At 64.5% G+C, this 16,137-nt stretch carries 27 protein-coding genes; 6 read left to right on the forward strand and 21 right to left on the reverse strand.

What is annotated here, in order from left to right; translation table 11 throughout:
- The first annotated feature begins 246 nt into the window (after positions 1-246).
- The 6 genes from RH831_RS01295 to RH831_RS01320 all read left to right on the forward strand — a co-directional run bounded on the left by RH831_RS01295 (position 247) and on the right by RH831_RS01320 (position 4,813).
- Positions 247-441 (forward strand): hypothetical protein, encoded by a 195-nt coding sequence (locus RH831_RS01295; protein WP_083258777.1) that lies wholly within the window; start codon positions 247-249, stop codon positions 439-441.
- Positions 442-486: 45 nt separating this feature from the next.
- The gene (locus RH831_RS01300; RefSeq protein ID WP_310552486.1) at positions 487-1,170 is read left to right on the forward strand and encodes a TrkA family potassium uptake protein; all 684 of its coding nucleotides are present in this window, start codon (positions 487-489) and stop codon (positions 1,168-1,170) included.
- A 33-nt stretch (positions 1,171-1,203) separates the two neighbouring features.
- Entirely contained in the window at positions 1,204-2,778 is a 1,575-nt protein-coding gene (locus RH831_RS01305; RefSeq protein WP_310552488.1) for a TrkH family potassium uptake protein, read from the forward strand.
- Positions 2,775-2,993 carry a hypothetical protein gene (locus RH831_RS01310; RefSeq protein WP_310552489.1) on the forward strand — a complete coding sequence of 73 codons (219 nt, stop codon included), beginning with the start codon at positions 2,775-2,777 and terminating at the stop codon, positions 2,991-2,993. Before RH831_RS01305 ends, RH831_RS01310 begins: the two co-directional genes overlap by 4 nt.
- A 108-nt stretch (positions 2,994-3,101) precedes the next feature.
- Entirely contained in the window at positions 3,102-4,406 is a 1,305-nt protein-coding gene (locus tag RH831_RS01315) for an amidohydrolase (RefSeq protein WP_310552490.1), read from the forward strand.
- A gap of 95 nt (positions 4,407-4,501) precedes the next feature.
- Entirely contained in the window at positions 4,502-4,813 is a 312-nt protein-coding gene (locus RH831_RS01320) for a hypothetical protein (protein ID WP_310552491.1), read from the forward strand.
- 51 nt (positions 4,814-4,864) lie between these two features.
- On the opposite strand, the gene secY is transcribed toward RH831_RS01320, so the two are convergent.
- Genes secY through RH831_RS01425 form a run of 21 tightly spaced genes read right to left on the reverse strand, consistent with a single transcriptional unit; the run spans position 4,865 to position 16,136 of the window.
- Complete coding sequence (secY, locus tag RH831_RS01325; RefSeq protein ID WP_310552492.1) at positions 4,865-6,346, reverse strand: preprotein translocase subunit SecY; 1,482 nt, start codon at positions 6,344-6,346, stop codon at positions 4,865-4,867.
- Positions 6,347-6,349: 3 nt separating this feature from the next.
- Positions 6,350-6,814 (reverse strand): uL15 family ribosomal protein, encoded by a 465-nt coding sequence (locus RH831_RS01330; protein ID WP_310552493.1) that lies wholly within the window; start codon positions 6,812-6,814, stop codon positions 6,350-6,352.
- 2 nt (positions 6,815-6,816) lie between these two features.
- The gene (gene rpmD, locus RH831_RS01335) at positions 6,817-7,281 is read right to left on the reverse strand and encodes a 50S ribosomal protein L30 (protein WP_310552494.1); all 465 of its coding nucleotides are present in this window, start codon (positions 7,279-7,281) and stop codon (positions 6,817-6,819) included.
- Positions 7,281-7,919 carry a 30S ribosomal protein S5 gene (locus tag RH831_RS01340; protein ID WP_070364314.1) on the reverse strand — a complete coding sequence of 213 codons (639 nt, stop codon included), beginning with the start codon at positions 7,917-7,919 and terminating at the stop codon, positions 7,281-7,283. Before RH831_RS01340 ends, rpmD begins: the two co-directional genes overlap by 1 nt.
- Positions 7,916-8,473, reverse strand: a complete 558-nt coding sequence (locus RH831_RS01345) for a 50S ribosomal protein L18 (protein ID WP_310552495.1) — start codon at positions 8,471-8,473, stop codon at positions 7,916-7,918. The genes RH831_RS01340 and RH831_RS01345 overlap by 4 nt, the downstream gene beginning before the upstream one ends.
- Positions 8,473-8,934, reverse strand: coding sequence for a 50S ribosomal protein L19e (locus tag RH831_RS01350; RefSeq protein ID WP_070364312.1), 462 nt, complete (start codon positions 8,932-8,934; stop codon positions 8,473-8,475). Before RH831_RS01350 ends, RH831_RS01345 begins: the two co-directional genes overlap by 1 nt.
- Positions 8,927-9,643, reverse strand: coding sequence for a 50S ribosomal protein L32e (locus tag RH831_RS01355; RefSeq protein ID WP_310552496.1), 717 nt, complete (start codon positions 9,641-9,643; stop codon positions 8,927-8,929). Before RH831_RS01355 ends, RH831_RS01350 begins: the two co-directional genes overlap by 8 nt.
- A 1-nt stretch (position 9,644) precedes the next feature.
- Positions 9,645-10,181 carry a 50S ribosomal protein L6 gene (locus RH831_RS01360; RefSeq protein ID WP_070364310.1) on the reverse strand — a complete coding sequence of 179 codons (537 nt, stop codon included), beginning with the start codon at positions 10,179-10,181 and terminating at the stop codon, positions 9,645-9,647.
- Between the two features lie 2 nt (positions 10,182-10,183).
- Positions 10,184-10,576, reverse strand: coding sequence for a 30S ribosomal protein S8 (locus tag RH831_RS01365; protein WP_070364309.1), 393 nt, complete (start codon positions 10,574-10,576; stop codon positions 10,184-10,186).
- A gap of 2 nt (positions 10,577-10,578) precedes the next feature.
- A complete protein-coding gene (locus RH831_RS01370) occupies positions 10,579-10,734 on the reverse strand; it encodes a 30S ribosomal protein S14 (RefSeq protein ID WP_070364308.1) in 156 nt (51 codons plus the stop codon).
- Entirely contained in the window at positions 10,731-11,255 is a 525-nt protein-coding gene (locus tag RH831_RS01375) for a 50S ribosomal protein L5 (protein WP_070364307.1), read from the reverse strand. Before RH831_RS01375 ends, RH831_RS01370 begins: the two co-directional genes overlap by 4 nt.
- The gene (locus tag RH831_RS01380) at positions 11,255-11,977 is read right to left on the reverse strand and encodes a 30S ribosomal protein S4e (protein WP_310552497.1); all 723 of its coding nucleotides are present in this window, start codon (positions 11,975-11,977) and stop codon (positions 11,255-11,257) included. Before RH831_RS01380 ends, RH831_RS01375 begins: the two co-directional genes overlap by 1 nt.
- Positions 11,974-12,330 (reverse strand): 50S ribosomal protein L24, encoded by a 357-nt coding sequence (rplX, locus tag RH831_RS01385; RefSeq protein ID WP_310552498.1) that lies wholly within the window; start codon positions 12,328-12,330, stop codon positions 11,974-11,976. The genes RH831_RS01380 and rplX overlap by 4 nt, the downstream gene beginning before the upstream one ends.
- A gap of 2 nt (positions 12,331-12,332) precedes the next feature.
- Positions 12,333-12,731 (reverse strand): 50S ribosomal protein L14, encoded by a 399-nt coding sequence (locus tag RH831_RS01390; protein ID WP_070364304.1) that lies wholly within the window; start codon positions 12,729-12,731, stop codon positions 12,333-12,335.
- On the reverse strand, positions 12,731-13,063 hold the full coding sequence (locus tag RH831_RS01395; RefSeq protein WP_310552499.1) for a 30S ribosomal protein S17: 333 nt from the start codon (positions 13,061-13,063) through the stop codon (positions 12,731-12,733). Before RH831_RS01395 ends, RH831_RS01390 begins: the two co-directional genes overlap by 1 nt.
- A complete protein-coding gene (locus RH831_RS01400; RefSeq protein ID WP_310552500.1) occupies positions 13,054-13,416 on the reverse strand; it encodes a ribonuclease P protein component 1 in 363 nt (120 codons plus the stop codon). Before RH831_RS01400 ends, RH831_RS01395 begins: the two co-directional genes overlap by 10 nt.
- A 1-nt stretch (position 13,417) precedes the next feature.
- Positions 13,418-13,636, reverse strand: a complete 219-nt coding sequence (rpmC, locus tag RH831_RS01405) for a 50S ribosomal protein L29 (protein ID WP_310552501.1) — start codon at positions 13,634-13,636, stop codon at positions 13,418-13,420.
- Positions 13,633-14,520 (reverse strand): 30S ribosomal protein S3, encoded by an 888-nt coding sequence (locus RH831_RS01410; RefSeq protein WP_310552502.1) that lies wholly within the window; start codon positions 14,518-14,520, stop codon positions 13,633-13,635. The genes rpmC and RH831_RS01410 overlap by 4 nt, the downstream gene beginning before the upstream one ends.
- Positions 14,520-14,990 (reverse strand): 50S ribosomal protein L22, encoded by a 471-nt coding sequence (locus tag RH831_RS01415; protein ID WP_070364299.1) that lies wholly within the window; start codon positions 14,988-14,990, stop codon positions 14,520-14,522. Before RH831_RS01415 ends, RH831_RS01410 begins: the two co-directional genes overlap by 1 nt.
- Before the next feature lie 2 nt (positions 14,991-14,992).
- Positions 14,993-15,415, reverse strand: a complete 423-nt coding sequence (locus tag RH831_RS01420; RefSeq protein WP_310552503.1) for a 30S ribosomal protein S19 — start codon at positions 15,413-15,415, stop codon at positions 14,993-14,995.
- A 1-nt stretch (position 15,416) separates the two neighbouring features.
- Positions 15,417-16,136 (reverse strand): 50S ribosomal protein L2, encoded by a 720-nt coding sequence (locus RH831_RS01425; protein WP_310552504.1) that lies wholly within the window; start codon positions 16,134-16,136, stop codon positions 15,417-15,419.
- Position 16,137: the final 1 nt, after the last annotated feature.

The following is a 16,137-nucleotide window of genomic DNA, read 5'->3' on the forward strand; positions in this document are numbered from 1 at the left end:
CGTTGAAATATTTGCCCGCATTGCCGGGCGGCACCCGGTGAACGGACCTCGAAACAGCCACAGCACTGCCAGCCACCGATCAAACGATACCGTAATTATACGTCCAAAATCGACCGATCGAATCTCTAAGCGTAATTGTTTTACAGTCCCCGGTAAAGGACTCAGTATACCGATAGGGGGACCGGCCACCCGGTCGACGTGGTGGCGTCACCTACCTGACGGAATTCGGTGTGGAGAACATGTCCCATGATCCGTGATACACTTGGCCGGGCCGGAATCGCGCTCCTCGTGATCGTGTTCCTGGTCCTGTTCGTCGAGGACATTCTGATCTGGCACAACTCCGGGATCCTTCCGGCCATCGAGTTCCTGCTGATCGATATCGCCGTTTTGGCCGTCCTGGCCCTCGCGATCAGGGAGGTCCGCCGGCGCAGGCCACCGTAACACAAATACGACAGAAATCAATACAACCGAAAACGACACCCATACATGTATCTCATCATCGTCGGTGCGGGCGATATCGGCACGCCACTGATCGATATCGCGACCGCGGCCGAAAACGAAGTCGTCGTGATCGAACGCGACGAAGCCCGAGCGGATTTCATCGCGAGCGAGTACGACTGCCTGGTACTCAACGCAGACGCGACGAACATCGATACCTTCGCGGACGCCGGCGCAGCGAAAGCCGACGCGATCATCTCCACGGCCGAACACGACGCGACGAACGTGATGACGAGTTTGCTCGCCAAGGAGTTCGGAATTCCCCACGTGCTCTCGGTTATGCACAACACCGATCACCGTGAACTCTTCCGGCGGATCGGCGTCCAGACGATGGAGAACCCGGAGGACCTGATCGCCGATCACCTCTACCGGGCGGTCGAGCGACCGGCGATCAAGGACTTCCTTCGAATCGGTGAGGACGCAGAGGTCTTCGAGATCACGGTGACCGAGGACGCCGAGCTGGCGGGGATGAGCATCGGCGAGGCGGCCGAACAGAGCCGGATCCCCGAAGACGTGCTGTTCGTCGCGATCGATCGGGACGACTGTGACCGGCCGATCACCCCTGGAGGCGATACCGTTCTGCAGGCCGGCGATCTGGTGACCGTCTACTCCGGGTTCGGGGCGTCCCCCGAACTCACCGACCTGTTCGGCCACTACGAGGACCACCTCTAAGGCCACGGCCACCACGAGACGACTTCCACGATCATGTATCACCCACGATTCACCCTCCACGTCGGGACCGGCCCACAGACGGTCATCCGGGACATCGGCCGGATGCTCGAGGCCCTCGGCGGACTGATGGTGCTGTCCCTCCTGGTCCCGCTCGTCTGGCGGGAATTCTACGCCATCCCGGCACTTTTGGTCTCGGCAGCGATCCCAATTGGCCTGGGCCGCTTTCTGCACCAGCGCTTCGCGTCGGCGAGTGACCCCACGCGGTATCACGGGATGGTGATCGCCGCGTCCGGCTGGTTCTTCGTCGCGCTCTTTGGTGCCCTGCCCTTCCTCCTGATCGCCTGGACGGTCAGACTCGACCCGGCCCTGCTGCGCGTGCCCGCGGAAACAACCACTCTGGCGGCGTTTACCGACCCGCTCAACGCGCTGTTCGAGTCGATGAGCGGCTTTACCGGAACGGGGCTGACGATGACCGACGACGAATCGGTCTTGCCACACACCCTCCAGTGGTGGCGGACGTTCACCGAGTGGGTCGGGGGCGTCGGGGTGATCGTCCTGACCGCGGCGATTCTGTCCCGGCCCGGGAGTGGCTCGTTGACCCTCTATCAGAGCGAGGCACGGTCGAAGAAGATCCACCCGAGCATCGTCTCGACGGTCCGGACCATCTGGTGGATCTTCCTCCTCTTTACGTTCGTCTCCATCTTCGCGCTGTTCCTCGCCGGAATGCCCATCTGGGATTCGATCAACCACGCGATGACCGGGCTCGCGACCGGCGGGTTCTCGATCACGGACAACTCGATTGCCACCTACGACAGCGCCGTGATCGACTTCGTGTTGATCCCGATCATGCTCATGGGCTCGATCGCCTTTCCCGTCCACTATCTGATGCTCAACGGCGATCTGCGAAACCTCTATCAGGACCTGCAGACCCGGTGGGTGTTCCTCTACATGGGGGCCGGGTCGGCACTCGTGTGGGCGATCGTGTACGCGACTGGCGTCTACGAGACCGCCTTCGCGGCGCTTCGGTACGGGCTCTTCCAGTTCGTCTCGGCGGCTACCTGTACGGGATTCCAGACTGCCGTTGACGCGACGAACGTCGCGCTGGGCAGTTGGCCGGCCGCCGCCCAGCTCACCGTGACGGGTGGCATGGTCGTCGGCGGTGCAGCCGGGTCGACCGTCGGCGGGATCAAGCTCATCCGGGCGCTCACGCTGGCGAAGGGGATGCGGTTCCAGATCGCCGGCGTCTTCTATCCCGATTCGGCCGTCCGACGCATGAAAATCGACGGGCGAAGCCTCACGCCCGATGAGAGTCACCGCGAGTTCACCGAGGCCGCCATCATCACGCTGCTCTGGGTGCTTTTCCTCCTGATCGGCGTGATGGTGTTGTTGGTGATACTTCCCGACACCTACACCCTGGAGAACGTCCTCTTCGAGGTCGCAAGCGCACAGGGGAACGTCGGCCTCTCGGCTGGCATCACGGGCCCCGAATCCCTGCCCCGGATCGGGAAAGTCCTCTTTCTCTTCCACATGTGGATCGGCCGGCTGGAGATCATCCCGATCCTGGTGACGATGCGCTCGGCGCTTCACTACCTGGGGGGATACAAATGAACCCGACGGCAATCCCCATCGTCGAAACCGTGTTCGAGGTCGGCGCCCAGGACCGCCTGTTCGACGGGCTCCTCCTGATCGGTCCCGTCCTCCTCGCGCTGATCGCGGTCGTGGGTCGAACCCCGCTCACGATGGCATTGGCCGGTGGGTACATCGCGGCCTTCCTCCTCCATATCGGCCACCGATACGTCCGGTCAGATTCGAGCACCGAATAATTCCAGGAGCGCCCGGTCGCTCAGTCTCAGCGACACTTCCGATAGCCGGTGGCCCCGAAAGACGATCGGGCAAAGCTACTTCGAAGCGTCGACGCGTAGCACCGGTGAATGACAGTACTCGACAACGTGCCGGCCCGGCGTCGGCTCAGCAGCCTTCGACGGGCCTTCCATCGCTATCCCGAGCCCGGGTGGCGGGAGTTCTACACGACAGCACGAATCGTCGACGAACTCGAATCCATCGGCGTTGACGAAATCGCTGTCGGGCCGGCGGCCCTCGACACCGCGAAACGGCTCGGCGTCCCGGACACCGAGGAACTCGACGAGTGGTTCCAGAAGGCCAAAGATCGCTACGACGGCCAGTCGGACGTGTTCGACGCGATCGAAGGCGGAAATACGGGCGTCGTGGCCGTACTAAAGCGTGGGGACGGGCCCACCGTCGGCCTTCGGGTGGATATCGACGCGCTCCCGGTCACGGAATCCGAAGATCCGGCGCACGTTCCCGCAGCGGAGGGGTTCCGCTCGGAGAACGAGGGCTACATGCACGCCTGCGGGCACGATGCACACATCACGTTCGGACTCGGAACCATCGAGGCGCTGGGGCGAAGTGACTTCGAGGGAACGCTCAAGGTGTTCTTCCAGCCGGCAGAGGAGTTGCTCGGTGGGGGTAACGCGATGGCCAACGGCCCACACATCGAGGACGTCGATTACATGATCGGGACTCACGTCGGCCTGGGACAGCCGACCGGGGGAGTCGTCGCTGGGGCCAGGGGAGCCCTCGCACTCAACCGGATGCAATTCGAGTTCAGCGGCACACAGGCCCACGCCGGTCTCGCACCGAACCAGGGGGACAACGCCCTCCAGGCGTTCCTCACGGCGGCCGGAAACCTCTATGGGATTCCGCGACACCGGGAGGGTGCGACGCGAGTGAACGTCGGCCAGGTCCGCTCGGAGAACGGGACGAACGTCATTGCCGATCGCGTGCGTGCGGAGGTGGAGGTCCGTGGCGAGACGACCGAACTGATGGAATACATGCGGGATAGAGTCCGCCGAGTGCTGGAATCCGCCGCCGAGATGCACGACTGTACTGTCGAGTACACGACGATCGGCGAATCCATCCGTCACGATTCGGACCCGGAGCTGGTCGATCTGGTGACCGGGTTGGCGGGCGACGTGGACGGCGTCTCCGAGGTGGTCCCGTGGATGGAAATGGGTTCCAGCGAAGACGTCACCTACCTGCTGAAGGCAGTCAGCGACACCGGCGGGTACAGCACGCTACTGGGGATCGGAACGAGCCATCCCGGGGACTATCACACACCGACTTTCGACGTCATCGAGGACAGTCTCCCGATCGGGGTTGGCGTCCTCTCGACGGTCGTCCGTCGGCTCTTCGAAGATCCGCTTTCCGTGGACTGAGCGGTGTGACGGTAGGTCGCCGTTTTCGATCGAAACGCCATCCGACAGATCAGTTCAGTAAGGATTTACCTCGATGCGGGCCAACGTGGCAAGCAATGGTCGATGAAGAGATCGAGCGGGTTCTCTGGTGGTGGACGATTCCGGAGTTGCTGGTTTACCTGGTGCTCTTTTTCCTTCTTTCCGCCAGTCTGCTCGGATATTCGGAACTCTTCGATACGCACTCCAGACACATTCGGCTCCTCGGTCTTGTCCTCACGTTGTTCCAATTTGTGGCCCCGCTCTGGGTGTTCTATGACTTGCGGACCCACTCCGAGTCACTTAGTCGACTATGGTTTCACATCGCCGCGATGCCCGTCATTAATCTCATCGGGGTGGTGGGGTACCTGGAGAAGCGGACAAGAAATTGAGGGAAAACCCTCGAATTACCAGCAAATATTCCGGAAATCCGGAGTAGACCGCTATTCCTGGAACATCTCGCGCATCATGGGGTGCATCTCCATGAGCTGCTCCTCGGCGATCTCCTCGTAGAGCTTGTAGATGATGGAGATCGTCAGGAGCAGGCCCGTGCCGGAGACCTGCCCGATGGTGCCGAGCATGTTGGCCATCACCGCGAGCAGTCCCACGAGGGCGCCCCCGATGACGGTGACCTGGGGGATGTACCGTTCCATGACCTTCTCGATGACCCCGACGTTCTGCCGGAACCCGGGAATCTGCATCCCGGAGTTCTGGATCTGTCGGGCCGTCGACTCGGGGCCCATGTCAGCGGTCTCCACCCAGAAGATGGCGAAGATCGCCCCGCCGACGATCATGATGAAGAGGTCGACCGAGACCCGGAGCATGATCTGTGCCGGGTCCTGGGCCGTCCCGCCGAGCCACCACATCCAGTCCGAACGCTGGTAGATGGGCGCCAGGTAATAGAACAACCCGTCGACCGGGACCAGTTGCCCCTGGGTCTCCTGGTAGACGCCCAGCCAGGTCGGCATGCCGGCTTCGCCGAGTTGGCTCCGCAACAGCCGACCGAGGAACTGAACGTTTGCCTGCAGCGCCCGAACGAGAATCATCGGCAGCACGCTCGCGTAGATGAGCTTCACCGGGAAGCGGCCCCGGGCGCCCTTCACGCGGGCGTGACTGAGCGGAATCTCGATCCGCACCGACTCGGCGTAGACGACCACCGAGAAGATGAGGATCGTCGTGATGATCGCGAGGATCTGCCCGTCGATGAGCAGGAACATGATCCCGTCCGCGGAGAGGATCGAGGGCATCGCCCCGGCGTTACCCAGTGCGATGTCGATCCAGGTGGGGATCACGCCCTCGTTGCCGACCTCGCCCTCCCAGAAGAACAGGCCGCCGACCAGACTCTGGGAGACGCCGGCGACGATGAACAGGCCGATCCCCGATCCGACACCCCACTTGGAGATGACCTCGTCCATGTAGAGGATGAGGATCCCGCCGACGAGCACCTGGGCGAATATCAGCGACTGCACGCCGAAGGTACCGATTCCCAGGCTGGCGGCGATCTGATCACTGGCCGGCAGGAAGTTGCCCATGTAGACGATCGGGATCGCCGTTAGCAGGGTCATCACGATCACGAGGAGCTTCTGGAGGCCCTGATAGAGTGCCTGATCGCGGGGATCGGAGGTATCCAACCCCAGCAAGTTCGCCCCGCCCAGAAGCTGCAAGACGATGGAGGCGGTGACGATCGGGCCGATCCCGACCTGCAGAATCGTCCCCTGACCGCCGGCGAGCAGGCTGCGGAACTGTCCGAACAGGTCCTCGCCCCCGCCCGCCACGCCGAAGAGATACACGTTCGTCAGGAAGAAGTAAAGCACCAGCACGGCGCCCGTCCAGGCCAGCTTGCGCTTGAACGGCACGTGGCCTGTCGGTCGCTCGACCGAGGGCATCCGGGTCAGATAGGGTTCAGCGGCCTCCTTCCATCCCATGGGTTAGTCCTCGCTTTCGTCCGGTTCGTCCGTGGCGTCCTCGGGAACGATGGCGTCCCCGCCGGTCGCTTCGAGTGCGTCCCGGGCACCGTCGGTGAAGGCATCGGCCGTGACCGAAAGCGTGTGGTGGAGTTGCCCCCCACCCAGGACCTTCACGACGTCGGCCTCCTCATCGCCCAGTTCGCGGGCGTCGACCCGGTAGCCGTCGTCGGTCTCGGTGACGACACCCGACTCGACGAGAAGCGGAAGGTCCTCGTCGATCTCCCGGAGTTTGACCTCCGAGACGCTCGTCTGTGCCTTCTCCGGGCGCTTGAAGCCGCTCTTGCCGAGCGGTTCGTAGTGATGATACTCGTGTTTGTCGCGGCCGGCGCGGCCACGGCCCCCGCGATGCCCGGCTCCACGCCGGTTCTTCTGGGACCCGCTGCTGTGGGTTCGCGTGCCGCGCTGGCGTCGTTTCTTGCTCGTCATGGTTATCGCATCGCCGCGAGGAGTTCGTCTATCTCCGCGGTGCTGTGAGTGCCAAGCTGACCGCCCTGGCTCCGGGGGTTCTTGATGCCCTCGTGGCCGCCCCGTGGTGGGTGCAGCCGGAGAGTCGGCGAGAGACCGAGCTCTCGCAGCGTCGTCTCCTCCTCGAGCAGCGCGGCTGCGAGGGACTCGAAGGAGTCGTACTCGGTGTGCTCGGCCAGCCACGCCTCGTTCACGTCGGCGTCGCCTTCGAGCGGTTCGAGGCGCTTTGCCAGAACTGTCTCCAGAGCGTCCTGGCTGGGCTCGCCGAAGGCCACGTAGTCGTTGACCTTCGTGAGCATGCCACGATACGTCTCGGTCTCCGGCACCAGCGTGCAGTGGTTGACGCCATGGAGGTTCAGCATGTCGAGGGTGTCCTCGACGGCCGCCATCATGTTGACGTCACCACGGATCTGAACGACGGCCTGCATCACTCGATCACCTCACGCACGTCGAGCGTGCGGTCGGGGACCCGGGCCTCGGTCGTCCGCTTGAGGGCGTTGAAGGTCGCCTTGCCGAAGTTGACCGTACTCCGGGTCTTCCCCGACGAGCGGGTCCAGATGTCCTCGATCCCGGCGATCGAGAGCACCTGGCGGACCGTTTCGCCGGCCGCGAGGCCGAGGCCTCGGGGCGCGGGGATCAGTTCGACCTCGACGCTTCCGGCCTTGCCGGTCGTTCGGAGCGCGACGGTGTGGGGCAGCCCACAGCCACACTCCCAGGACCCACAGCCCCGAGAGACGTCGATGATGTTCAGCTTCGCGATGTCGATGGCTTTCTGGATCGCCCCGCCGACCTGGTCGTCGCGGCCCTCGGCATAGCCAACATAGCCATCGCGGTTGCCGACGACGACCGCCACGCGGAACTTCACGCGGCGGCCGGAGTCGGTCATCCGCTGGACCATGTTGATGTCGAGTACCTCGTCGTCGAGCCCCGGCAGGAGCGTGTCGACGATTTCCGGCTCCTTCAGGGGAAGGCCGGAGTTGAGGGCGGCGGACATGTCTTCGATCTCGCCGTCCTTGGTGCGACGACCCAGTCGGGTCGTGGGCTCCCAGGCGTCGGTGTGACTCATTCGTTATCCTCCAGTAGGGCCGAACGCACTGTATCGAAGTGGTCCGGCAGGTCTGTTGCGTCGAACGAATCGCTGTAAAGCGGCTCGTCGAGTTGCGTTGCGTACTCGGCGATGTGTTCGCCACGGGTCCGTTCCCAGTCCGCGAAGACCGAATCGTTGTGCGGGATCGAGAGCCCGGCGTCGATGGCACCCTCCTGAATGGCGAATACCTTCGCGCCCGGGGTCGCTCGATTGAGGCCGATGTCGAGCACGGCCTCGGTCAGTCCCGCTTCGAGGGCCCGCGTGCCGGCCAGGAGGCCGGTCAGGTAGGCCGCCGGGAGATTGCCCGTTGGGGCCTCCCAGCCGAACTCGGCCAGATCGGCCGAGATCGCCTTCGCGATCGTTTCGTCTCCGTCCGGACCGAGAGTCACCAGCTGCGCCCTGGCGTGCTGGTTGCTCACGCGAGCAACCAGTCGGGGCTTCCCGGATTTCAGCAGGCGCAACCGCTGATGGTAATCTGTCCGGACCTCGCGGCGTCGCCGCATCGGTACTTTGTAGCGTGGTCCGCTGGCCATTAGATGTCACCTCGTTCGATGTCGTAGTTGTCCTCGATGTAGGCCCGGAGCCGGCGGACGCTGTCGAACTCGCCACCGCTTGCCATCCGATAGAGCTGGCGGTACTGCGAGCGGGAAAGCGGGCCGTCGTCCCGCAGCTCGCGGAGTTCGCGTCGAATCGCCCGGATGCCGTCCCGGTACTCGTCCGCCGGGTCCGAACGAGCCCCGGCCTTCCCTTTGCGGGTGCCCGGGCCCTTCCGATGGCCGGCGGCGCGTTTTTCGTCTCGTTTCCGGGCGCGACCGCGGGAGTTGCCCGACGGCTCGCTCGCCCGGATCGTCCCGTTCTGGACCAGTTCCCGGATGTCCTCGCGGGTGATCGCTTCGGCGATCTCGCTCTGTTCGTCCGGATCGAGCCAGATGCGGTTCTCGCCGACATCGAGCACGTCGGCGGCGAGTCGTTTCTGGGTCGAGAGATCACTCATTCTCGGTCACCTCCACTTCCTCGTAGGTCGGATTGAGCACGCGGATCTCCCGCTCGGCCGCGACGTCCTCGATGCGCTCGCGCTTGCGTCCGCCGACGGCGCTGGCGATCCGGACCGCCTCCCGGTCGGGATCGACGTCTTCGAGGTCCTCGGGGCGGTGAACCCGCACTTCTTCGAAGCCGCTGGGGTGCAGGCCGCGGACGGCCGTCGGGGTCCGGTAGCCGGACTCGACGGTCGCGCCCTTGCCCTTGATACCCAGTCGCTGCTTCGAGAGGTTCCCACGTGGCTTGCGCCACGAGGCACTCACGCGCTTTTTCTTGTGGTGGTCCTGCTGGTTGAACGCCGGTTTGCCCTCCCGTGCCCGCTGGGCGAGCAGCCGGGAGCGCTCCCCGTCGAGGTCGGGCGTCTTGTCGGCCACGCCACGCGGGCGCAGCTCGGTCTCGACGTCCGCGTCCGCAGCTTCTTCCGCTTTTTCGGCTTCGGTCTCGACCTCGGCCTCGGTCTCTTCCTCGATCTCGAGGCCGCCGACGTCCGCCTTGATGCGGGCCGCAAGCGCGTTCCCGATTCCCTCGAGTTCGGCGAGTTCGGACTGGCTTGCCGCCTGCAGGTCCGTAATCGTCTCGTAGCCGCCCTCCCGGAGGGCGTCCGCCTTCGAGGGGCCGATCCCGCTGATGTCTTCGAGCTCTCGTGGCTCGCCGTTGTCGCTCATCTCAGGCACCTCCGCGGGACGGCTTCTCGACGATGTACACGCCGTCCTGGAACACCCGCGTGTCCTTGTCGGGAACCCGGGTGAGTTGTTCGATCTCGCCGGCGGTCTGTCCCACGGCCTCCTTGTCGGGGCCGGTGAGGGTGATCTCGTCGCCGTCGATTGTTACCTCGGTGTCGCCGCGAATGGGGGCCCGTCTCGGGGCCTTCTCGCCGAGGAAGTTCTGGATCACGACCGCGTCGTCCTCGACGGAGACCTGCATCGGGAAGTGGGAGTAGTGGATCTGCATCCGGTACTCGAACTCCTCGGTGACCCCGTGGATCATGTTCTCCACGTGGCTCTGGAAGGTCCCCATCGTGGCGTTGGTCTTGGCGTCCGCCGCGTCGGATTCGATGCAGACGGTCTCGTCCTCGACGGAAACGGTCACGCCGGGGAACCAGAGTCGTCGCTGCACCGAGCCCGCCGGCCCCTCGACCGTGAGGTCAAAGCGCTCGGTCTCGGCGGAGACGTCCTCGGGTAGTTGGATTTCGATTCGTGACATTGTCAGTATACGTACGCGATGAGTTGGCCACCGATGCCCTTCTCGCGGGCCTCGTAGTGGCTCATGATCCCGCTTGAGGTCGTCACGATCAGCGTGCCGTAGTCCCGAGCCGGGAGAAACTGCTTCTCCCACTTCTCGAGTTCGTCCACGCCGGACGAGTATCGCGGGTTCACGGGTCCACACTCGTTGATGGACCCCGTCAGTTCGACCTCGAACTGCCCGGCGCGGCCGTCATCGACGTACTCGAAGCCGCCGATGTACCCGCGGTCATAGAGGACCTCGAGTACCGCACCGATCTCGTTCGAGGCGGGCGTTACCGTATGTGTCAACTGGCCCACACTCTCGGCATTGTTGATGCCCGAGAGCGCGTTCGCCAGTGGGTCGTCTGCTGTCATGATTAGCTGTACTTCTTGAAGCCCATCTGCGGGGCGATCTCCCGGAAGCACTGTCGACACAGCCAGATGTCGTACTTTCCGACGAGACCCTGTTCGCGGTCACATCGGCGACACGTGTGTGTCTGTCCGGTCTCCTGGGTATCTTCTGTGTCGCTCATGTCGTCACCTCCAGGTCGTAGTTGGCTTCGAGGTACGCGATGGCGTCCTCGGCCGTCAGCCGGTGGTTCGACGGGATCTGGCGGGTGGCCTGATCGCGCTTGGAGACGCGATAGCCCGGACGGACCATGTTGACGGTCACGTCGAGGCCGAAGATCCCGATGGTCGGGTCGTACTCCTGGCTGGGGAAGTCGGTGTGCTCTTCGATGCCGAAGCTCACGTTCCCGGTCTGATCGAAGTTTCCACGGGTCACGTCAGCGATCGCGAGTGCCCGGTCGAGGAAGTCCTCGGCGAGGTCCCCACGGATGGTGACCTTCGCGCCGATCGGGTCGCCCGCGCGAATGCCGAACTCCGGTTCGGTCCGCTTGGCGGTCGTCCGGACCGGCTCCTGGCCCGTGATCTCTTCGAGGATCGTCTCCGCAAGCTGGAGATCCTCCCCACCGTGGCCGACGCCCATGTGGACGACGACCTTCTCGATGCTCGGTTCGCGCATCACGTGGAAGTCAGTCTCGGTACTGGACATCAGGCATCACCCTCCGTGGGCAGTTCGGCGTCCTCGCCGACGAAGTTCTCGTCGATGACGACGACGTACTCCTCGACGGTCTCGAAGACGCCCTCGCCGGTGTCGACGGTGACGGTGTTCGAGGCGCTGCCGGGGGTCACGCTGATGTCTTCGACAGTACCGATCTCGCCGGCGTGCTGGCCGGCGACGGCGGTCACGAGTGCGCCCTCCTCGTACACGAAGTGGGCGACGATCTCGTTTGTCTCGTTGTTCAGGACGATCGAGTCGTTCCCGCTGTAGTCCTCCTCCTCGACGATCAGGTTCGCGCCGTCGTGGAGGTTCAGCTGGGTCCGACCGCCCGAGACGGTCGTCTTGCCGATGATCTTCCCGAGTTTGGAGCCCGCGTCGGCCTCGTCGATCGGCGTCAGGCCGAGCCGGCCACCCTCGTCCGGGAACACCCGGTAGTACTCGTCGCGTTCGGGGAACGCCAGGATGTCGAACATCCCGACTGGTCGGTTGCGATCGTCGACGCTGTCACCGTTGATGCGGACGCCACCGGAGTTCACCGCGTAGGTGGCCTCCGTGGCGGTGTCGACGTACCCCAGCACGTCCCGAAGGACGATCACGAGGGGGACGCCGTCCTCGCCGTGCGGTCCGCCGGCGGCTTTCGCCGTGAAGGTGGCGGTCTTGCGTTCGACCGGCCAGGACTTCGGGACCGAGAGTCGTTTCTGATGGTTGCTCATTCTGTCTCACCTTCGAGTCGCGCTTCGCGCACGGGATCCTCCAGGTCCAGCTCCGTGACCCGCAGGTTCGAGGCATCGAGGGGACGAGGCACTTCCTCGTCCTCCGCGGTCTCCTGGGTGACACCCTCGACGTGGACGGTGGCGGCCTTCAGATCGACGGCCAGAACCTCGCCTTCCTCCCCGGCGAAATCGCCGCGAAGGACCTCGACGGTGTCACCGGCGTTGACGGTCACGCTCCGCTGTCCGTACTCCTCGCGGAGGTCGTCGCTGAGCGTGGCCCGAACCTGCTTGTGTCGCTCGTGGAGCGGCGCCCGTTCGGTCCCCATACGCTGTTTGGTTGGTTGTTCACTCATAGCTATACGATCATCGTCGCTGTCGACGCGATGCTTCCGTACCGCTCTGCGACTTCTCGGGCGATGGGGCCTTTGATCTCCGTGCCCCGCGGCTCGCCCATGTCGTCGATGATGACGGCAGCGTTGTCTTCGAATTTGACACGCGTGCCATCCGGTCGGCGGATGGGCTTGCGCTGTCGAACGACGACGGCCTCGAGCACCTGGCGACGCATTTCGGGCGTGCCTTTGGTGACCGAGACGGTCACTTTGTCACCCAGGCCGGCCTTCGGGTGGCGGTTGATCGTTCCCTGGTACCCGGAGACGCTAATTACCTTGAGTTCGCGTGCGCCCGTGTTGTCCGCACACGTGATCAGCGAACCCTTCTCCAGGCCCGGGGTGACATCGGCCTTGATGGCTTCCATCAGGCCTCACCCCCGTCGTCGGTAACTTCGACGACGACGTGGCTTTTCGTCTTCGAGAGCGGTCGTGTCTCTGCGATGCGGACCGTGTCGCCTGTCTGCAAGTCAAAGCACGCCGGGGCGTGAGCCGCGACGCGCGATCGACGCTTCATGTACCGATCGTATTTCGGTACGTACACGTCGTACTCGCGCTCGACGACGACGGTCTTTTCCATGTCCGTCGAGGCAACCGTGCCCTCGATGACCTGGCCGCGCACGGAAAGGCTTCCGTGGAACGGACAGTTGTCATCGGCGCAGGTGCCTTCCGGCTCCGTTACGTTCAGTCCTATCGCCATTGTAATCGTCCTCCTGAAACGGTTCTGCGGGCGGGTCGTGAGAGCAATCGACGTCCATCCACCGTAACGGAGGCCGTCGCCTCGCCAGCCGAGCCAGCCGACACGGCCGGTTGAGCGACGGTCCCGGCGCCCTTCGCGGACGCCGCGGCTTCATCTGTGATCACGAATTCGAATTTCGTTCCCGCCTTGGGAACCCGAACCTCGCCCGAGTCACGCTCGATCAGGAGCGTGTGTTTCGTCTCGTCGACGACCCGGCCCTCGATACCGACCCGCGAGGGATCAGTCGAGCTCGTGACTCGGACCTGCAGTCCGATGAGCTCGTGGCCGGGCAACGTCTCGGGCGAGAGTGTCATCTTACTGTTCCTCCGCAGCTGGGTCGCGCTCCTCGGCCTGGATCGTCTTGATCCGGGCGACGGTGCGCCGCAGCTCCTTGATTCGTGCCGGGTTCTCCGGCGCGCCACCGGCGGCCTTGACCGCCTTGGCGTTGAGGAGTTCCGTCTGCAGCTCCTCGAGTTCGGACTCCCGTTCGGCCGGGGTCATGTCCCGGATCTCGGTGGGGTGGAGGATCGTCATTCCTCCACCTCCTCGTCCATCTCATCCAGGAGTTGTTCGGCCTCGGCCTCGGCGTCTTCCTCGACGTCCTCGATTTCGGGCGCCTCGGCCTCCTCGGTGTCCTCGGTTTCGGGCTCCTCGACGTCATCGAGGAGCTCCTCTTCGATGTCTTCCTCGGGGGACTCCGCCCCGCCGGGGGTCTCGACTTCTTCGAAGTCCTCGGCGGCGGCTTCGGTGTCCTCGGGTTCGCCCTCGAGGAGTTCCTCGACGGACTCGCCCTCCTCTTCGACCACGAGGTCGGAGATATCCGCGTCCTCCTCGATGGTGAAGTCGTCGGGTAGCTCGGCCTCGGGCGGGATGATCTTCACGTTGACCCCGATCGTGCCGAGTTTCATGACCGCGACGGCCTGACCCGCGTCGACGATCTCCTCGGCGGGTTCGCCGTTGTGCTTGATGTAGCCGCGGTTGAACTTCTCGACCCGGGACCGAGCGCCGGTCACCTTGCCGGCCAGTACGATCTCCGCGCCGAGCGCGCCGGCTTCCATGATCCGGTCGATCGTCGTGTGACCGGCCTTCCGGAAGTACCAGCCGCGTTCGAGGGCGTTCGCGAGCCGATCGGCCACGATCTGGGCGTTCAGGTCCGGCTCCTCGACCTCCTGCACGTCGATCTGTGGATCTTCGAGGTTGAACCGATCCTCGAGTTCGGTCGTGATCTTCCGGATGTTCTTTCCGCCCTTGCCGATGACCATGCCGGGCTTTTCCGCTTCGAGGACGATCTGGGTCCCCATCGGCGTGTGGGCGACTTCCATGCCGCCGTAGCCCGCACGGGCGAGTTCGTCCGCGAAGAACTCGTCGATCTGGGAGCGCTGTAGCCCCTGCTCGATGAATTCGAGTTCGTCTGCCATTATTGCTCACCTGCCTCCGGATCGACGACGATCATCTCGACGTCGACTTGGGTCGTGTTCCAGGGCGAGGCCCGCCCGAACGCGCGAGGCTTTCGTCCCTCCTGCTCGCCGACCTTGTGGGCGGCGACGTGGGCGATCTCCATCTCGGCGGGCTCGTGCCCGGCCTGTTCGGCGTTGTTGGAGACGTTCCCCAAAAGCGATTGGAAGGCCGCGGTGGCCTTCTCGGGGTATCGACCGGCGTCCCAGCCGTCGATGTCCCCGCGGTGACCGACACCGCTGTTGTGCTGTTTGAACGGCACGGACTGCTCGCCGGCCGCCACCGCTTCGAGGTACGCTTCGGCCTCCTCGACGGTCCGCCCTTTGATGGCACGGGCGATGGCCTTGCTGTGCTTCAGGCTCATAGGCCGATCGCGGAGCATCCCCTTCGCGGAGGACTCCGGATCGACGTCGACGCTGTAACTGATTCCCATGCTCATTTCAGTGGCACGAACTTCGAAGAGCGGGTCGCGCCGATGCCCGCCTGCCCGTGCTCGACCTGTGTCCGGGTCTGCTGGAACTCGCCGAGGTAGTGCCCGAGCATCTCGGGTTCGACCTTGACGCGTTCGAAGCTCTGTCCGGTGTACACGGCAAACGTCAGGCCCACGAACTCCGGAACCACCGGCATATCACGCAGGTGGGTCCGGATCGGGTCGTCGGCCGTCTGTTCGGGTTCAGCGTCTCGCGCCTCGGCGAGCAACTTCTCGTGTTCCGTGGACAGGCCACGGGTGATAGTTCGCCGCTGTCGTGCGGGAAGCAGTTCCGCGACCTCCTCGAGAGCCATCTCCTGCAACTCCTCTAGTTCGTAGCCGCGATAGGTGAATGCCTCGTCCTCGCGGCCGGTGCGTAGTTCGCTCATGTTAGTTCCCTCCGCGGCCGGTTCGTCGTGATCCGATGTCGCCGACCTTGCGACCCGGCGGGGCGTTCTTCGAGACGCTCTTCGGGCGTCCCGGGTGCTGTCGGCCGCCACCACCGAACGGGTGGTCGACGGCGTTCATCGCGACCCCGCGAACCCGCGGCCACTTCGTGCCGCGGGATTTCATTTTGTGATGTTTCTTCCCTGCCTTGACGAAGGGCTTCTCGGTCCGACCGCCACCGGCGACGACGCCGATGGTCGCCCGGCAGTCCGGGGAGAGCCGTTTGACCTCGTCACTCGGGAGCTTGACGACCGTCGCGTCCCGTTCGTGGGTGACCAGGTCGGCGCTGACCCCGGAGGCCCGGGCGTACTTCCCGCCGTCGCCCGGCTGGGCTTCGACGTTGACGATCGGAACCCCTTCGGGGATCTCCGCCAGGGGCAGCGTGTTGCCCGGTTCGATGGCGGCGGAGACGCCGACCTCGATCCGGTCGCCGACCCCGATCCCTTCCGGCGCCAGGACCAGTCGCTCGTCGCCGTCTTCGAAGGCAACGCGAGCGACGGGGGCACTCCGGGCGGGGTCGTGTTCGATGTCCGTGACCTCGCCGACGAGGAGATCGCCCTCCTCCTCGACCTTGTGGGAGAGTTCCGCTTTGTACCGATGGGAGGGGGCCCGGAACGTCGAGGTCCCGCGGCCGCGTCGTTGTCCCTGAATGCGTCGTCCCATC

This window comes from Halodesulfurarchaeum sp. HSR-GB, assembly GCF_031432215.1.
GTDB lineage: Archaea > Halobacteriota > Halobacteria > Halobacteriales > Halobacteriaceae > Halodesulfurarchaeum.

Bases quoted from the DNA above. Each gene is read 5' to 3' on its own strand.
- RH831_RS01295 (WP_083258777.1), top strand. From the start codon at position 247: ATGATCCGTGATACACTTGGCCGGGCCGGAATCGCGCTCCTCGTGATC.
- RH831_RS01300 (WP_310552486.1), top strand. From the start codon at position 487: ATGTATCTCATCATCGTCGGTGCGGGCGATATCGGCACGCCACTGATC.
- RH831_RS01305 (WP_310552488.1), top strand. From the start codon at position 1,204: ATGTATCACCCACGATTCACCCTCCACGTCGGGACCGGCCCACAGACG.
- RH831_RS01310 (WP_310552489.1), top strand. From the start codon at position 2,775: ATGAACCCGACGGCAATCCCCATCGTCGAAACCGTGTTCGAGGTCGGC.
- RH831_RS01315 (WP_310552490.1), top strand. From the start codon at position 3,102: ATGACAGTACTCGACAACGTGCCGGCCCGGCGTCGGCTCAGCAGCCTT.
- RH831_RS01320 (WP_310552491.1), top strand. From the start codon at position 4,502: ATGGTCGATGAAGAGATCGAGCGGGTTCTCTGGTGGTGGACGATTCCG.
- secY (WP_310552492.1), bottom strand. From the start codon at position 6,346: ATGGGATGGAAGGAGGCCGCTGAACCCTATCTGACCCGGATGCCCTCG.
- RH831_RS01330 (WP_310552493.1), bottom strand. From the start codon at position 6,814: ATGACGAGCAAGAAACGACGCCAGCGCGGCACGCGAACCCACAGCAGC.
- rpmD (WP_310552494.1), bottom strand. From the start codon at position 7,281: ATGCAGGCCGTCGTTCAGATCCGTGGTGACGTCAACATGATGGCGGCC.
- RH831_RS01340 (WP_070364314.1), bottom strand. From the start codon at position 7,919: ATGAGTCACACCGACGCCTGGGAGCCCACGACCCGACTGGGTCGTCGC.
- RH831_RS01345 (WP_310552495.1), bottom strand. From the start codon at position 8,473: ATGGCCAGCGGACCACGCTACAAAGTACCGATGCGGCGACGCCGCGAG.
- RH831_RS01350 (WP_070364312.1), bottom strand. From the start codon at position 8,934: ATGAGTGATCTCTCGACCCAGAAACGACTCGCCGCCGACGTGCTCGAT.
- RH831_RS01355 (WP_310552496.1), bottom strand. From the start codon at position 9,643: ATGAGCGACAACGGCGAGCCACGAGAGCTCGAAGACATCAGCGGGATC.
- RH831_RS01360 (WP_070364310.1), bottom strand. From the start codon at position 10,181: ATGTCACGAATCGAAATCCAACTACCCGAGGACGTCTCCGCCGAGACC.
- RH831_RS01365 (WP_070364309.1), bottom strand. From the start codon at position 10,576: ATGACAGCAGACGACCCACTGGCGAACGCGCTCTCGGGCATCAACAAT.
- RH831_RS01370 (WP_070364308.1), bottom strand. From the start codon at position 10,734: ATGAGCGACACAGAAGATACCCAGGAGACCGGACAGACACACACGTGT.
- RH831_RS01375 (WP_070364307.1), bottom strand. From the start codon at position 11,255: ATGTCCAGTACCGAGACTGACTTCCACGTGATGCGCGAACCGAGCATC.
- RH831_RS01380 (WP_310552497.1), bottom strand. From the start codon at position 11,977: ATGAGCAACCATCAGAAACGACTCTCGGTCCCGAAGTCCTGGCCGGTC.
- rplX (WP_310552498.1), bottom strand. From the start codon at position 12,330: ATGAGTGAACAACCAACCAAACAGCGTATGGGGACCGAACGGGCGCCG.
- RH831_RS01390 (WP_070364304.1), bottom strand. From the start codon at position 12,731: ATGGAAGCCATCAAGGCCGATGTCACCCCGGGCCTGGAGAAGGGTTCG.
- RH831_RS01395 (WP_310552499.1), bottom strand. From the start codon at position 13,063: ATGGCGATAGGACTGAACGTAACGGAGCCGGAAGGCACCTGCGCCGAT.
- RH831_RS01400 (WP_310552500.1), bottom strand. From the start codon at position 13,416: ATGACACTCTCGCCCGAGACGTTGCCCGGCCACGAGCTCATCGGACTG.
- rpmC (WP_310552501.1), bottom strand. From the start codon at position 13,636: ATGACGATCCTCCACCCCACCGAGATCCGGGACATGACCCCGGCCGAA.
- RH831_RS01410 (WP_310552502.1), bottom strand. From the start codon at position 14,520: ATGGCAGACGAACTCGAATTCATCGAGCAGGGGCTACAGCGCTCCCAG.
- RH831_RS01415 (WP_070364299.1), bottom strand. From the start codon at position 14,990: ATGGGAATCAGTTACAGCGTCGACGTCGATCCGGAGTCCTCCGCGAAG.
- RH831_RS01420 (WP_310552503.1), bottom strand. From the start codon at position 15,415: ATGAGCGAACTACGCACCGGCCGCGAGGACGAGGCATTCACCTATCGC.
- RH831_RS01425 (WP_310552504.1), bottom strand. From the start codon at position 16,136: ATGGGACGACGCATTCAGGGACAACGACGCGGCCGCGGGACCTCGACG.